The organism is Synechococcus sp. H55.10, assembly GCF_047502715.1.
Lineage (GTDB): Bacteria > Cyanobacteriota > Cyanobacteriia > Thermostichales > Thermostichaceae > Thermostichus.
Genome location: NZ_JANSJJ010000035.1, coordinates 1 through 14,838, shown reverse-complemented (window position 1 = coordinate 14,838; position 14,838 = coordinate 1). Strand labels below are relative to the sequence as shown.

Sequence of the window (14,838 nt, the reverse complement as noted above, 5' to 3'; positions counted from 1 at the left end):
AGCGGTACGGAGCGGGCTTTCCGTAGCCCTGCAGTTGGCAAGCCAACCACGGGCCTCTGGGCCGGTTTACAGCGACCCCCAAAAGGGCAATCACGTTGGCACCGTTCAAATCTGCATCCCCTTCCCAGCCACAAGCCGGGTTCACACAACGAAAACGCTTCCCTTCCCGCTGCCCAAGCCACAAACACCGGTGGCAGGTCTGCGAGCTGTAGGCAGGCGGCACCACCACCACCTGGATCCCTGCTCTGGCGGCCTTGTAGTGCACAAACTGCCGCAACGGGTAGAACGCCCCTCGCGCTAGCGGGCCGTAGGCCTCACTGTTCGCCCGCCGCCGCTCTCTCTTGCTGCGTGGCTGTTGGTTGACACGCTCCCGGATCCCGGTCAGGTCTTCCAAGGCAATAAAACGGTGGGTGGCCAGTGCCCTAGCAACAATAGACTTGGAGATGCAGTGATTGACCCAAGCTTGAAAGCGCCTCTCCCGACCAGACAGCCGTTGCAGCAGTTGCCGACATCTCCGCCGAGTGCTGCGTGTGCCCTTGCTGGCCTTGCGTTGTAGAGCCGCTCTCAAGCGGGAGTAGTGGTCTCTGACCTGGTTCAGCTGCTGTCCATTCCAGTGGTCTCCTTCTGTTCGCGTCAGCGGGACGGAGTCCTTGGTATGAGCAATATCTCTCCTACCCAAGTCCACACCAATCGCCCCGGTGGTGTCTCGTGGCTCTGGTGGGTCGCGCTCCACGCAAATTTGGATGTAGTAAGAACCATCTTTGCGTTTGATGAGCGTGGCCGATTTGGGATTGGTGCCTGCCAACACGCCCCGCTGGTAGTTGCCCATTGCCAACTCAAAGCGTTCCCGCCCCTCAACGGTGGTCAGCGACACCGTCCAGTCCTTCTCCCGAAAAGAAAAGATGCGGGTATCGTAGGTAACAAAGCCAGACTTGAACGCTTTGACCGGACGATTCTTTTGCTGAGCAACTTTGCGCGAGCCTGCAACCCGCCTGCACACCTGTTGTGCCAGGTTGCTGGATAGCCCAAAGCGGGTACGAATTGCGCGGTAGCAGAGCGATTGAAGCTTGACTGGGTTGACCACCTTCTCTGGTGTGTTTTGGTTGACCCAGTAAGGCCTACGGCCCGCTGGCGCGAGGAGTGCTTGTGCAAAAGCCGACAAGGTTGCCTCTAGCTTCACGGCTTGCGAAGCAGACACCTTGAGCTTGCAGGAGATAGTCAGGACTTGGGCCATGTCACAACTATACGTCGTCCGCATTGCTCCCGCCCCTGACCCTACGGGTACAGGGCGGGGCTCCTGCGGTTTCTAGCTGAAGCAAGGCAGGAGCTTTGGGGTCGTTTCAGAATAGTTTAAGGCGGTTTCCGGTCGCTTCTTGCCGCCACCCTTAGCCCCAACCCCTCTCCTAGAGAGAGAGGAACTCGTCAAGAAGTTGCTTGTCTCTCTCTCAAACGAGCTTCCCCCTCTTCAATAGCCACCGTGCCTTGACCCAAGACTTTCTGAAAAAAGGATCCGAAAAGATGCTTTGTTCGTCCAACTGTGGGATCCACACAACCGACAATCTTGCTTAGGAGATCGTCCTCTACGAATTTAATGTAGGAAAATCAGTTGTCGTGAACGTAGATTTGGTGGGCAACTCTATCTCTAAGTTTCCCTTGATTGATAACAAAAGAGTCTTCGCCTTCAAATTGGATTCCTAACTCATAGGCGATAGCATCGGTCAACGCCTACTCGATAAAAAGGCTAGACAAAACATCTCCGCAGAGTTTCTGGATCGGAGATGGTTCTGTGTATTTCATCCGCTCCGATAGCAGTTCGGCAGCCGGGAAGGCGGCCAACAATAAAACGTTGTCTTGATATTCTCCCTTTCTTGAAGCTGCGGGTCGATCAGGGGATCCCGCCCAGCCAGCGCCGCCAGCTCCACCAGGGATCCCCTCTCCTGGTGGCCCTAAACAGCTCGGCCACTTCTTCGCCGCTGGGTCGAGCCCTAAAGGTCTGGAGGACGCTGTAGAGGCCGGGCTCTTCCTGCTGCCACAGGCTCCAGGGATCCGGGTAGGCGCGAAACAGGGCTCCTTCCAGCAGCGAGCGCAGGTAGTAACTGGTCTCAAAGGTGCTCAGGAAGCGTTGCCGCAGCCGGCGCCCGGCCAGCCCCACCCCCACTGCGGCGGCATCCTGAAGTTGTGGGTTGAGGAGAACGACGGGCTTGGGATCCCGGCCTTTGGCAGCCAGCCCAGAAGGATCGCCGCCGCTCACCACCTGGCAGACCCGCTCCACCTGATCCAGGCTGTAGACTGCTGGCATTACAAACAGGACGCTCTGGTCTGGTGTAGGCTGCGTGCGGGCGGTCAGGCTTTGCAGTTGCATCCCGTCGGGAAGGGATCCCCACTCCCGCTGGGCCAGGGCTGCTCCGCCGGCATCGCTGAACAACACCAAAGCCGGTGGCGGCAGCAGCTCCAAGAACGGACGGGCTAAGACTTCCGGCTTGATGTCGGGGGCGAGGATCTCGATGAGCAGGCGGCGATACCCCGCCTGGATAGCCAGGCGTGTGGCCTGGATGGCCTGCTCGCAGGCTTGGGCCAGATCGCCGGGCAGGTGGGGAAACTGAGTCAGTTGCAGTTGTTCAGCCACAGTCTCATCCCATCAGATCCATCAGATAACAAGATTGCAACAGACGCTCAGCCGGACAAGTCTTCCCAAGCCCTGTGGGTGAGCAGTTCTTCCAGAACCCGCACCCCCCGCAGTTGGTTGGAAAGGGGCAGGTGACCTTTGGGGGCAGACAGATCCCAGGTGAACTCGTCGGGGTAGCGGGTCCAGTGGTAGCCTTGTTTCCAGCCAATCAGCGGCCAGAGGCGCTCCCAGTTGCGATTCACCCCCAGCCAGAGCTGCCGCTGCACCGAGTAGCCGAAGCGATCCCCGGAGGCCGCCCGCCACAGGCGATCGATGGTGCGCAGATCCTCTGCCGGGATCCGGCTCACTTCGGAAAAGTACAGCCAGCCCCGCCGCGCCGCCCCCTCTCCCGCTGCCCGGCACAGCAATTGCAGGCTCAGCCGATCCGCTTCCAACCAGGCTCCCGCCGCCAGCAACTCCTGGAGAGGCCGATAGTCAATGTCCAGGGCTGAAATCAGAGGGACTGTCACCATTGCCGTTGCAAAAGGTTTCTTTCGAATTCTAGTCCCTGTTGGCGGCCCACTCAGGGTTCAGGAGGATACTTGGGCGGGTTCCCAAAGACGATGCGATAGCCAAGATAGGCCACCCCTAGCAACCCCGCCAGGATCCACAAGAAGGCTGAGAAGGGCATGTAGGAAAAAAAGACAACATAGACCCGGCGGCTGAGCCAAGAAAAAATGAGATAGACTGCCGCCAAGAGGCCGATCCCTTGCAAGGTGCGGAAAGCCGGCACCCGCGAGAGCGGCATGCGCTGCCGTGCCACCCAGATGGAGCTCAGAAAATAGTAGGGAGGCACCAGCAGCAGAAACATATCCGCCTGCTTCACCACCGCCTGCCAGCCAGCCGTGTTGGTGGCATAGGCCAAGTAACCGGCCCAGAGGACAAGGCTCACCGCTGCCAAGCCGATGTTCAAGCTGAGCAAAAAAGGCTCTTCCCACTGCCCCGGGATCCAGTGGCAGAGAACCCAAACCAACCAAGGAGCCGCAAAGAGCAGGATGGCAATCGTCAAGCCGTTGGCGTTGAGCTGGGTGAAAAACGTTTCCAGGGTCATAATGGCGAAGGGAGGGAAAGTCGATTTCGCTCGATAGTAGCGTAGTTCCAATCCTTGACCAAAATCCGTCAACACTGCCCAAAAAACAACGGTCTCAGGGATCAAGTTTTCCGGACAACCCAAAAGGGATCCCTAAATTACCAGCGATCCTTTCTGATCCACTTGGCAACATCCCTTCCCAAAAGTCCAAGGTCTTGCTCCCGACAAACGCCAACCCCTCCCCCAGCAAGGAGAGGGGCGGCGGGCTCGGCAACAGCTCAGACTAGAGGCCTTGCAGCACCGTATCCTGGCGCACCGAGAGGTTCTGGATGCGGGTATCTTGCGCAGCCGGGGTATCCTCCTGGGTGAACACGCCGATCTGCCGCAAGTAGCGAGCCAGCGCATCCTGCTCGCTGCCGGGGGTGTCAAAAGTGATGCCGGAGCTGGGGGCCAAGTTCACCCGGTTGGGGTTAGACAGGCGCGGGAAGGGATAGTCATCCCCACCGTTGGCCAAGAAGTCCAGCGTCACCAGGCGGAAGGTACGGCGGGGATCCCCTTGCAACTGGCCGTTGCGCACCACCACATCCCGGCCCGTGGGTGTGTCCACCCGCAAAGAGATCACGCGGGATCCCGGTGGTCGCGACGGATCAAAGCTGAAGGCAAAGCCGCCAATCTGCGGGAAGCGGCCCGGCGTGGCCCCTGGCTGGCTTTGCGCCACCCCGTGTTCTATCAATTGCTTCAGCTCCTCGGCGGTGACGGTCACCAGCGACAGGCCGTTGTTAAAGGCCAAGGCAGTTTCGATATCCAGTTGCGAAACTTGGCCTGACTGCTTGCCGGCATCGGGGTTGGCCAGCGGAGGGATCCGCCGCACCGGCTCGCCGCCGCCGCCGCCGGTGGTAGCCCCAATGGGAGCGCGAATGCCACCCCCGTTTTTCAGGGAGATAACCGTGGTGGCATCGACAGTTTTGGCGTAGGCCAAGTTGGCATCAGCCGTGAGGTTGCCCAGGTTGGTTTCCTCGGTGCGCACCTCGGCCCGCAGGCCGTTGAGGAATTGCGTAGTAGAGCCAAAGGTGCGGCCATCCTTGGTGCGGATGATGTTGCCGATCTCGTTGGCCACCCGCACCACGTCGGGGTTGGGAGTGCCGCGCACGGCTGCCACCCCTTGGTCGTCGGTGGCATAGGCGCCGCTTACCGGATCGATGCGGGCAATCACCCCATTGGCGTCGAAGCCGGCCACCAAGCGGCCCACGTAGCGGTAGTTGGCGCCGGTGTTGACCACTGCCACCGGCTGGCCACTGGCTGAGGTGCGCAGGATGGGGTAATCGCCCGTGCGCACATCTTCAGGGCGGAGGCGGTCGGTGGGCTTGGCAATAACACGGTGGGAGCCGCCGGCGATGATGACATCGACATCCCGCAGTTGGCTGGCCAGGGTTACCTCGTTTTGGAGCTGCTGCAGGTGGGCCAGGAGGATGATCTTGTTAATGCCCTGGCCAGTGAGCTGGTTGACGAAATTCTGGATGAGGGCAGCGTTCACCTGGTCGGTGTCGTCCACCCTGCCTTCCACCCTCACCTCAGGGCCGGGACTGGAAATGGCGGCCAAGCGGGTGGTGGTGGCACCCACCAAGCCAATCCGCTGTCCTCCCACCGTGATCACCGCCGTCTTGACGATCTTGCCGCGGATGGAGCTGGCCTCTTGGCCATCGGCAGCAAAGTCAGAGCTGGCCAGTTCGCCGGTGCCGCTGAAGCTGAGGTTGGCGCTCAAGTAGGGAAAGCGGGCGCCCGCGTAGCCGCGGCTGCTGTCGGGTCGGATCAGGTCGCGAATTTGGCGCGTGCCTTGGTCAAATTCATGGTTGCCAAAGGCAGACGCCTCAAAACCGATGGCGTTGATGATTTCAATGTCGGCTTTGCCAGGCGTGCGGTCATACCGACCTCGCAGGGAAGGATCCGTGCTGGCGTTGTAGAAGGGGCTGGGAATGTAGTTGTCGCCACTGGAGAGGATCACGGTGTTGGGAAATTGGGGCCGCAGTGCATTCACCACCGCCGAGAAGCGGGGGGCGTCCTGAACGGCGGCAATGGAAGCTTCCAAGTCGCTGGCGTGCAAAATCTGCAGCGTAAAGGCGGGCGGTTGACTGGAGAGGGTGACATTGGGATCCGAGGCGATAAACCCCGCTCCTCCGCCGGCTGGAGGAACTGAGCTACTGCTGGTACCGCAGGCGCTGGCCAGGCCCAGCACCAAACAGCACAGCCCAACCCACAGGGACTTGGCCAGAGGGTTCAGCCAAGCCGGAAGCCCTCCCTCGGCAGGGGCTAACCCTCGAGCGCGACAAGCTGATTTCATGACAGTTCCTTCACTCCATCCACGAGACAAGACGCATCCGCGTTCACGTTACCAGGGCTGGGCGGGAGGTTTCGCTATGGCTTGTTTAAGATTGGGTCAAGCTCAGGTTAAGCTTGCCGCGGATCCCAGCCAAACTGGTGCAAGTCCACCCGGCCCTCGGCGTCGAAGGGGATCCCTTCGGCTTGGAGTAAGACTTTTTGCAGGTCGTCGTAGCCGAGGCGAAAAGGGGAGTAGGAGATGCGCCCTTGGGCGTTGATCACCCGCTGCCAGGGGATGTCGGTTTTTTGGCCTTGCAGGCGAAACAGGGCATAGCCCACCTGGCGAGCATACCCCGGATAGCCGGCAAGCCGCGCCACCTGCCCATAGGTGGCCACTCGCCCCGGCGGGATCCGCCGCACAACTTCATAGAAGCGCTGGTAGAGGCTGATGGATTGGGCCTCGGTGGGGCAAGCCGGTGTCATAGGGATCCCTACCCAAACTCAGGAGACAATGGAGTTGGCTGATAACAAGCGCAGCTCTTCCTATGAGTTATCTCATTGCGGTACTGCCGGATCGCATGGCTGCCGAGGCGGCCTATAGCGCTCTGGAACAAGCCGGCTTCCCTCTGGAGCGGCTGCACCTGCTGGGGCGAGGCTACAAAACGGCGGATGAATTTGGGCTCATCGATCCGGCCCAAGCAGCCCGCCGGCAGATGCAGCGCCTGGCCATTTGGCTGGTGCCCTTTGGCTTTTTGGCGGGAGTGGGGTTCAGCGTCCTCAGCGGCCTGGATACCTTTGCCTGGGCGGGATCCCTGGGCAACCACCTAATCGGCGGCCTGTTGGGTGCCCTGGGTGGAGCCATGGGCAGCTTTTTTGTCGGGGGAGGAGTGGGCCTGACCAGCGGCTCCGGCGATGCCCTGGCCTACCGCAACCGCCTCAACGCGGGCAAGTACGTGCTCATTGTGCAGGAAGAGAGCGAAACCCGTCTCCGGGAGGCGACGCGGATTTTGCGCCAATATGAACCGGAGAACCTACAAGGGTACAGCGAGCGCCTTTGAAGACTAGAAAAGAAATGGGTACAGCAAGCTTAGACCCCTTCGCATAGGTTCAATCGTGAGGGAGCAAAAAGCATGTCTTGGCAGTGGCAGCGACCTTTGGCCTTGCCTGCTCAAGTGGGCGGCGGCTGGGCCATCGGCCTGGGGGCGGGGATCGCCTGGCTGACCTCTTGGCCGGCTCTTGCCCACCACGCTCTGGGCGGGAGATTGCCGGCCACAGGGTGGGAGGGGTTTTTGTCGGGCCTGGCCCATCCGGTGATCGGCCCGGATCACCTGGCCTTTGTGGTGGCCATTGGTCTCATTGCGGCGGGGCAGCCCTGGCGCTATGGGATCCCGCTGGGCTTTGTGCTGGCCGGTCTGGTGGGCACCGGGATCCACCTGGCCGGCTGGGATCCCCTGGGGCTAACCGAGTTGGCCATTGCTTGCTCCATAGTTCTCTTTGGCCTACTGCTGGTTCAATCGCGGCAGATCCCAAGTTGGCTCTTGCTGCTGTGGGGATCCCTGGCGGGGCTATTCCATGGCTATGCCTATGCCGAAGCGATCATCGGTGCCGAACCCATGCCCTGGCTGGGCTATCTGCTGGGGTTGAGCACCGTTCAATATGGGGTAGCGCTCCTTGCCCTCTGGGCGGCTGAAACCTGGGCAGAGAGGATCCCTGGCTTAATCCGCAGTGCCGGCTGGATGATTGCAATAGTGGGGGCTATATTCCTAACGTTGGCGGTGGTGAGCTCCTAGACACCCTTGCACTGGGGATCCCCAATCCGGTACAAGGATAACGGTGAAGATGAGTAACAACAAGGGGAGATCCCATGGAGCGCACCTTTATCGCCATTAAGCCAGACGGCGTGCAGCGGGGTCTGGTGGGCACCATCATCCAGCGCCTGGAAAGCCGGGGCTACCAATTGGTGGGCCTAAAGCTGGTGCAGGTAAGCCAAGAGCTGGCGGAAGCCCACTACGCTGAACACAAGGAGCGCCCCTTCTTCCCCGGTTTGGTGAAGTTCATCACCTCAGGGCCGGTGGTGGCCATGGTCTGGCAGGGCAAAGGGGTGATTGCTGCCGCTCGCAAGCTCATCGGCAAGACCAACCCTTTGGACGCCGAGCCGGGCACCATCCGCGGCGATTTTGGCATTGATATTGGCCGCAACCTCGTCCATGGCTCCGATGGCCCCGAGACCGCCCAACGGGAGATCGCCCTTTGGTTCCAGGAATCCGAGCTGGTAAGCTGGACGCCCGCCACCCAAAGCTGGATTTACGAGTAGGCATAGCCGGCGGCAGCAAAATGGCTCGTCGCGTCGATCCCTAGTTCTCTTCTCCCTTTGAACAGAGGCTAGAGAGGAAAACTGTACAGCGATCCGGGGCAGGAATCAAATTATCAAATAGCGATGAAACAGTTCTTCAAGTTCATCCACAACTCCCCTCTCTCTCTGGGAGAGGGGCTGGGGGTAGCGGCGCGGAGCGCTTGGGAGCTGTCTCGATCTAGCCTGGAATGACCATATCTCGAACCTGCTTTAGCTGGTTGCGAACTGCTGCGTCGGAAAGGCCCTGACCCATCCCTTCTCTACCAAAACTTGAGTGGCGAGCAGGATTTGTTTCTTGCTGAATCGTCGCTTTCTTTCCGCCCAGGCGTGGAAACCCTCCACCAGCTCCTCCGCCGTGCTGGGGTGGTCGCGAGTTATGATCCAATGGGCAGTGGCGAGCAGTTCTAAACCATATGGCGACTCAAAACCCTCCACGAGGTCGCTAACACGCTCGAAACGTTCTCTCGTCTCCGGCTGACTGGCGAGGTAGCTGTAGGCCTCCTCAACGGCGCCAGGCACAAGCTCTAGCTTCTTGTCCGGTTGGTCACCCCCCGATCCGTACCCGGAGATGTAGTGCCCTTCGATTTCCTTGAGAACATGCCGCAGGTTCTCAGCATAGGGGCCATAGACGCCCTTCGTGAACCGCAGGCGCAGCGGCTCCCCGGCCTCCTGCAGGAAGTACATCAGCTTGTGCAGCTCGAGCAGGGAAACGAAGGGAACCAGTAGACCGTTGATGTAACGCTCCATGAGGCCCACCAGCACCGCTCTTCCCGGGGTCAAGGTGGAAACCTGCCCACGGCGCATGCTCTTCGGCAAAAGCTGAACTTCAGTCGGCTCATAGACAAGAATGCGGACATCCGTGAGCGTTGCCAGTGCCCGCTCGATGCGGGAGCGAACATCTGGCCAACTGAGACCACCGAGGCCACAGCCTAGGGGTGGCAAAGCAACCGAATGTAGGTCAAGGCGCCTGATCTCTTGGACAAGGGACTGCAGCCCAGCCTCAATGTCCTCAATCCTCGACTTCCCTCGCCAGTGGCGCTTGGTGGGAAAATTGATAATGTAGCGCGGATTGGTCAGCTTTCCTGTCTCGAAAACCAATAGTTTGCCCGGCCGAACCTCCCCCCGTCGGCAAGCTGCTGCGTAGGCCTTGAAGTTCTCAGGCCAGGCTTTTTTGAACTGCAGCGCAATGCCACGGCCCATGGCGCCAACGCAGTTAACGGAATTGACCAGCGCTTCCGCATCCGCTTTCAGGATATCCCCGACACAGTACTCGAGGTTCATGGCCTCTCTCCGCTAAAAATACCAATCGGCACGGACTTCAACCGCAGGATTATACCTACTTCCTGCCAATGCTTGGTTGACCCTGTCTTTGACGCTAGCCTGGCACACTCCGATCCTTTCAACGAGATCAAAAGGGAAATAGCCATGGACGAGAAATTCTGCCTGCTTGCGCTCTTTAATATCTGAGTTGCGAAAATCCCTAGCACTAATGGCATCCCAGTCTAGCTCACCAAGACAGTCGAGTTGTGCGCGAAACTCAGTGTAGCGTGCCCCTGCATTGGAGAGGGAGAAAGCCCATCGAGTTCCACTGTGGTCAGCCCAATTGATGACCCGGTACAGATCGGCTTCGAGGTGTACGACTAGGGTCTGCCCGCCGCGATAGGCCAACTCGGGGTGGTTGGCGCAGTGGATAACATAAAGCATGATCGAGCGCGGGCAAAAATAAAAGGGAACATAGTCGCCGACTTTTGTGTCGGGGTGACAGGCAACTTCCAGCTCCTCGATTCGGCGCCGCTTGATTTTGGACATGCCAATTATTTGCGTCGGCCCGCCTTGCTGCAGGATTGCCGCGTCAGAAAGTAGGCCGCCGGCAGTTACGATACCTTGCAAGTTGTCCACATGAGTGATGTGGTAAATTTTCGGGCTTTCTGGGATAGGCATCGTACCTCTAACCTACGACCCAGCTTTGGAAAAGGCAAAGCCAAGCTGGCCCTAGCCAGAACGGGAATCAAGGCCGACAGGCTCAGAAGCGGCGGAGCTTTCGCTGGGATCCGGGAGATACAGCCGCTCTTCCGAGGCATCGTACTCAAAGAGCTCCGCATAGCGCCCCCAGTCAACGGCTGTAGCAAACTGCCGCTCAGCTTCCTCGTGGGGAAAATGTTCGTCCCAGAGATCCAAGAAGAAGTCCGCCCGCATGGAGCGGCTGTTTTTTTCTTCCAGCGTCTGCAGGATGCTCTTGAAGACCGGCACCCGTGCCAAAAGCTGCTGTCGGAAGAGATCCTTGCTGCGCAAGATGGTGGTGTTGGCAAAGTCTTGGCCGATCTCGGTCAGTTGTACCACCCTGCCGCTTACCTCGGCAAAGCCCAACAGCACCGCCGCATCCAAAATCGGCAGCAAGTCATCCACCGCCAGTTGCAGCCGCTCGGCCAGCTCGGCAATCTCTACCCGTGCCTGCGGCCATTCCACAATCAGCTCCAGCAAACCACTGATGCCGCCCACCCGCGCATGGGGCAGGGGCAGCGCGTAGGGAGAAGTTGCCCTACTGCTTACCGAAGTGGGGGCAGCCACCTCGCCGGTTACCGGGATCTCCGGATTGGTCATGATCTCGTAGATGTAGTCGACCAGGGACTTGAAGCGGGGATCCGTACGTTCGTGGGGCCGCGGCAGGTCGATTTTCACCTCTCCCCGGATCCGCCCCGGCTTGGATCCCAGGATCACCACCCGATCCGCCAAAAACACGGCCTCTTCGATGTTGTGGGTAACGATGAGAATGCTCTGGGAAGGGAAGGCCTGGGTGTTCCAGAGCTCGTCGATCTCCCCCCGCAAGTTCTCCGCCGTCAGCACGTCCAGAGCGCTGAAGGGCTCGTCCATAAACAGCACCTTGGGCTCTAGAACAAAGGCGCGGGCAAAGCCCACCCGCTGCTTCATGCCCCCCGAGAGTTCCTTGGGGTAGGCGTTCTCGAACCCATCCAGGCCCACCAGGTCGATGGCCTTGAGGGCCCTTTGCCGCCGGATCTCGCGCGGGATCCCTTGAGCCTGCAGCCCCAGCTCCACATTTTCCTGCACCGTCAGCCAGGGCAAGAGAGCAAAACTCTGAAACACCATGGCCACATCCGGGTTGGGGCCCCGCAGAGGACGTCCATTGCTCAACACTCGCCCTTCGCTAGGCGGGATCAGGCCCGCCATGATGCGCAGCAGGGTGCTTTTGCCGCTGCCGCTGCGGCCCAACAAAGCCAAAACTTCCCCTGCCCGCACTTGCAAATCTATCTGGCTTAAAACCGTAAACTCGCCCTTGCCCTCCGGCAAAGGAAAGCGCTTGTAGACCCTCTCAACTTCGATCAGAACCGGAGAAGCTGCAGAACTCATATCAGATAGCCTCAAAGATTAAAGGTGATATTTTTCTTCTGCCAATTGATACAACCGCCGCCAGAAAAGGCGATTGATGCCCACCACAAACAAGCTCATCATGCCAATGCCCAAAGTAATGCGGGGCCAATCTCCCACCGCCGTTGCCTCAGCGATATAGGTGCCCAATCCCGTAGCCTTGAGAGTGGTGGATCCCCAGGCCACGATCTCCGAGACAATGCTAGCGTTCCAAGCGCCGCCGCTGGCCGTGATCCCCCCGGTAACCCAGGCAGAAAAGATCCCCGGAATAATCAGCTTTTGCCAGAGCTGCCATCCCCGCAAGCCCACGTCCACGGCCATCTCGCGCAAATCTGTGGGAATGCTCTGGGCGCCGGCAATGGAGTTAAAGAGAATGTACCACTGCGCTCCCAACGACATCAGCAAAATGCTGCCCCACTCAATGCTAATTTGGGTGCGGATGAAAAACAGCGTGGCAAATGGAAAGAGGAAATTGGCCGGAAAAGCTGCCAGAAATTGCACCACCGGCTGCAGCAACTTTGCCAGGCGTGGATTAAAGCCGATGGCCACTCCGATCGGCGTCCAGATCACGGTGGCGAAAACCAACAGCACGCTGACCCGCAGCAGGGTGAGGATCCCCAGCCCAAAGGTCAGCAGCACCTCCCCGAAACCCACGGTGGTGGACACAAAATGAACAATCCAAATCCCGATCCCGCCAATGGCCAACCAAGAGAGCTGAGTCAACAGCCGCTCGCGGCGTCGCTCCGCCTCGGGATTGGGTGGATCCCCCCAGCGCGGGCGAGTTAAATAGGACAACAGCCGATCCGCCAATTCTCGGAAGGGAGCCAGCCAATTGCCCAGCAACCGCGGGATCCGCGCTGCGGTCAGCAGATCATACAGCCACGACTCCGGGGCAGCCGCACTGGCGCTCTGCTCCAGGCGAAACTTATCCGACCAGGCCACCAGAGGCCGCCAGAAGAGCTGATCCACCAGCAGGATCACCACCGCCATGGTCAAAAGCGCCCAGCCCAACTTGGGCAGATCTTCAGCTTGAATGGCGGCTTCCACATAGGATCCCAGGCCGGGCAGGGTGTACTCCTGGTTAAGCACACTGATGGCCTCGCTGGCGGCCACAAAGAACCATCCCCCGCCAAAACTCATCATGGCGTTCCAGATGAGGCCCACCATCGCTGCCGGCACTTCCAACTGGACGAAGCGCTGCCAGCCCGACAAGCGGTAGAGGGTGGCCGCTTCCACCAGCTCCTGCGGCAGGGTGCGCAAGGATTGGTAAAAAGAAAAAGTCATGTTCCAAACCTGGCTGGTGAAGATGGCGAAGATAGAAGCCGCCTCCAGACCCAGCAGGCTGCCGGGAAAAAGCGCGATAAAGCCGGTAACGGTAATGGAGAGAAACCCCAACACCGGCACCGATTGCAGGATGTCCAGCAAAGGGATCAAAATTCGCTCCGCCCAGCGACTTTTGGCAGCGATATACCCGTAGATCAGGGTAAAAAGGGTGGAAAAGAAGAGGGCGATGAACATGCGCAAGGTGGAGCGGGCGGCGTAGTAGGGCAGGTTGCGCGGATCCAGGTCGACTCGGGGCACCAGCGCCGGCGGCTGAAACTGCTCAAAAGCCCCCGTCCCCACCTGCGCCACCAAGGCCAGGAGAACCAACGTGCCCAGAATAATAGCCCCATCAGCAGCCCCAGCCGGCAGCCGACGGAGTACCTCTGGAGAAGGAAAAGTCCTCATGTCCGCTCCGAAAGGTTCACGAAACGGTAACAAAGCATCCCCACCCCGCCCCGCAGAATAGAGTCCTCAGCCTCTGCAGCGTTGCCGCTTTACTTCCTGCTTCCGCGTTTCCTAACTGGCCGGCTCCCAACCCCGCAACAGGAAACTCCACGCCAGGCTTTCCACTGCGTTGAGGTCGCGGTCTATTTCTAAACTCAGAAAACCCACACCCAGCAATACTACCTGAAATAGGCACCGTAAACTACCCGACTCCGACCGCTAAGCGGTACGGAGCGGGCTTCTGGTAGCCCTGCAGTTGGCAAGCCAACCACGGGCCTCTAGGCCGGTTTACAGCGACCCCCAAAAGGGCAATCACGTTGGCACCGTTAAAATCCGCATCCCCTTCCCAACCACAGGCCGGGTTGACACAACGAAAATGCTTCCCTTCCCGCTGCCCAATCCACAAGCAGCGGTGGCAGGTCTGCGAGCTGTAGGCAGGCGGCACCACCACCACCTGGATCCCTGCTCTGGCTGGCTTGTACTGCACAAACTGCCGCAACGGGTAGAACGCCCCTCGCGCTAGCGGGCCGTAGGCCTCACTGTTCGCTCGTCGCCGCTCGACTTTACTACGCGGCTGTTGGTTGGTACGCCCCCGGATCCCGGTCAGGTCTTCCAAGGCAATAAAACGGTGGGTGGCCAGTGCCCTAGCAACAATGGACTTGGAGATGCGATGGTTCACCCAAGTTTGAAAGCGTCTTTCCTTGCCAGGCAACCGTTGCAGCAGCTCCCGACACCGACGCCGAGTGCTGCGTGTGCCCCTACTGGCCTTGCGTTGGAGAACTGCTCTCAACCGGGAGTAGTGGTCTCTGACCCGGTTCAGCTGCTGTCCATTCCAGTGGTCTCCCTCAGAAGTATGGGCAATATCTCTCCTACCCAAGTCCACACCAATCGCCCCGGTGGTGTCTCGTGGCTCCGGCGCCTCAGACTCCACGCAAATTTGAATGGAGTAGGAACCGTCTTGGCGTTTGACCAACGTGGCTGCTTTGGGATGAGAACCCGCCAGCATCCCACGCTGGTAGGAGCCAACACCCAGCTCAAAGCGTTCGCGTACCTCAACGGTGGTCAGCGACACCGTCCAGTCCTTCTCGCGGAAAGAAAAGATGCGGGCATCGTAGGTAACAGAGCCAGACTTGAAGGCTTTGACCGGACGATTCTTTTGCTGGGCAACCTTGCGGGCACCGGCCAACCTTCTGCATACCTGTTGTGCCAGGTTGCTGGATAGCCCAAAGCGGGTACGAATTGCGCAGTAGCAGAGCGATTGAAGCTTGACTGGGTTGACCACCTTCTCTGGTGTGTTTTGGTTGACCCAGTAAGGCCTACGGC

14 protein-coding genes are annotated in these 14,838 nt (G+C 59.5%); 3 read left to right on the top strand and 11 right to left on the bottom strand.

The window, feature by feature from the left end:
• The 6 genes from NW858_RS02850 to NW858_RS02825 all read right to left on the bottom strand — a co-directional run.
• The coding region (locus NW858_RS02850; RefSeq protein ID WP_414519706.1) for an RNA-guided endonuclease InsQ/TnpB family protein at positions 1-1,234 on the bottom strand (1,234 nt) is incomplete at its 3' end.
• Positions 1,235-1,885: 651 nt separating this feature from the next.
• Complete coding sequence (locus tag NW858_RS02845) at positions 1,886-2,626, bottom strand: DUF1995 family protein (protein WP_414335814.1); 741 nt, start codon at positions 2,624-2,626, stop codon at positions 1,886-1,888.
• Positions 2,627-2,673: 47 nt separating this feature from the next.
• Positions 2,674-3,138, bottom strand: coding sequence for a GUN4 domain-containing protein (locus NW858_RS02840; RefSeq protein WP_414348126.1), 465 nt, complete (start codon positions 3,136-3,138; stop codon positions 2,674-2,676).
• 50 nt (positions 3,139-3,188) lie between these two features.
• Positions 3,189-3,839 carry a hypothetical protein gene (locus NW858_RS02835; protein ID WP_414519703.1) on the bottom strand — a complete coding sequence of 217 codons (651 nt, stop codon included), beginning with the start codon at positions 3,837-3,839 and terminating at the stop codon, positions 3,189-3,191.
• 139 nt (positions 3,840-3,978) lie between these two features.
• Positions 3,979-6,033: a bifunctional metallophosphatase/5'-nucleotidase gene (locus NW858_RS02830; protein ID WP_414519701.1), complete on the bottom strand. Its 2,055-nt coding sequence runs from the start codon at positions 6,031-6,033 to the stop codon at positions 3,979-3,981.
• A gap of 107 nt (positions 6,034-6,140) precedes the next feature.
• Positions 6,141-6,494 (bottom strand): MGMT family protein, encoded by a 354-nt coding sequence (locus NW858_RS02825; protein ID WP_414335821.1) that lies wholly within the window; start codon positions 6,492-6,494, stop codon positions 6,141-6,143.
• Positions 6,495-6,556: 62 nt separating this feature from the next.
• On the opposite strand from NW858_RS02825, the gene NW858_RS02820 reads away from it, so the two are divergent.
• The 3 genes from NW858_RS02820 to ndk all read left to right on the top strand — a co-directional run bounded on the left by NW858_RS02820 (position 6,557) and on the right by ndk (position 8,325).
• A complete protein-coding gene (locus tag NW858_RS02820; protein WP_414348121.1) occupies positions 6,557-7,069 on the top strand; it encodes a hypothetical protein in 513 nt (170 codons plus the stop codon).
• A gap of 72 nt (positions 7,070-7,141) precedes the next feature.
• On the top strand, positions 7,142-7,801 hold the full coding sequence (locus tag NW858_RS02815) for a HupE/UreJ family protein (protein WP_414519699.1): 660 nt from the start codon (positions 7,142-7,144) through the stop codon (positions 7,799-7,801).
• A 74-nt stretch (positions 7,802-7,875) separates the two neighbouring features.
• Positions 7,876-8,325 carry a nucleoside-diphosphate kinase gene (ndk, locus tag NW858_RS02810; protein ID WP_414335826.1) on the top strand — a complete coding sequence of 150 codons (450 nt, stop codon included), beginning with the start codon at positions 7,876-7,878 and terminating at the stop codon, positions 8,323-8,325.
• Positions 8,326-8,574: 249 nt separating this feature from the next.
• On the opposite strand, the gene NW858_RS02805 is transcribed toward ndk, so the two are convergent.
• From NW858_RS02805 to NW858_RS02785, 5 genes are all read right to left on the bottom strand, one after another.
• Positions 8,575-9,645 (bottom strand): macro domain-containing protein, encoded by a 1,071-nt coding sequence (locus NW858_RS02805; RefSeq protein ID WP_414337015.1) that lies wholly within the window; start codon positions 9,643-9,645, stop codon positions 8,575-8,577.
• A gap of 12 nt (positions 9,646-9,657) precedes the next feature.
• Positions 9,658-10,305, bottom strand: a complete 648-nt coding sequence (locus NW858_RS02800; protein WP_414337017.1) for a DUF4433 domain-containing protein — start codon at positions 10,303-10,305, stop codon at positions 9,658-9,660.
• A gap of 51 nt (positions 10,306-10,356) precedes the next feature.
• Positions 10,357-11,730 carry a nitrate/sulfonate/bicarbonate ABC transporter ATP-binding protein gene (locus NW858_RS02795; protein WP_414336097.1) on the bottom strand — a complete coding sequence of 458 codons (1,374 nt, stop codon included), beginning with the start codon at positions 11,728-11,730 and terminating at the stop codon, positions 10,357-10,359.
• An 18-nt stretch (positions 11,731-11,748) separates the two neighbouring features.
• Positions 11,749-13,476 (bottom strand): ABC transporter permease, encoded by a 1,728-nt coding sequence (locus tag NW858_RS02790; RefSeq protein ID WP_414519696.1) that lies wholly within the window; start codon positions 13,474-13,476, stop codon positions 11,749-11,751.
• Positions 13,477-13,717: 241 nt separating this feature from the next.
• Positions 13,718-14,838, bottom strand: a 1,121-nt coding sequence (locus NW858_RS02785) for an RNA-guided endonuclease InsQ/TnpB family protein (protein WP_414519694.1), incomplete at its 5' end; no start/stop codon positions are given.

Bases quoted from the DNA above. Each gene is read 5' to 3' on its own strand.
- NW858_RS02840 (WP_414348126.1), bottom strand. From the start codon at position 3,138: ATGGTGACAGTCCCTCTGATTTCAGCCCTGGACATTGACTATCGGCCT.
- NW858_RS02830 (WP_414519701.1), bottom strand. From the start codon at position 6,033: ATGAAATCAGCTTGTCGCGCTCGAGGGTTAGCCCCTGCCGAGGGAGGG.
- NW858_RS02825 (WP_414335821.1), bottom strand. From the start codon at position 6,494: ATGACACCGGCTTGCCCCACCGAGGCCCAATCCATCAGCCTCTACCAG.
- NW858_RS02820 (WP_414348121.1), top strand. From the start codon at position 6,557: ATGAGTTATCTCATTGCGGTACTGCCGGATCGCATGGCTGCCGAGGCG.
- NW858_RS02815 (WP_414519699.1), top strand. From the start codon at position 7,142: ATGTCTTGGCAGTGGCAGCGACCTTTGGCCTTGCCTGCTCAAGTGGGC.
- ndk (WP_414335826.1), top strand. From the start codon at position 7,876: ATGGAGCGCACCTTTATCGCCATTAAGCCAGACGGCGTGCAGCGGGGT.
- NW858_RS02805 (WP_414337015.1), bottom strand. From the start codon at position 9,645: ATGAACCTCGAGTACTGTGTCGGGGATATCCTGAAAGCGGATGCGGAA.
- NW858_RS02800 (WP_414337017.1), bottom strand. From the start codon at position 10,305: ATGCCTATCCCAGAAAGCCCGAAAATTTACCACATCACTCATGTGGAC.
- NW858_RS02795 (WP_414336097.1), bottom strand. From the start codon at position 11,730: ATGAGTTCTGCAGCTTCTCCGGTTCTGATCGAAGTTGAGAGGGTCTAC.
- NW858_RS02790 (WP_414519696.1), bottom strand. From the start codon at position 13,476: ATGAGGACTTTTCCTTCTCCAGAGGTACTCCGTCGGCTGCCGGCTGGG.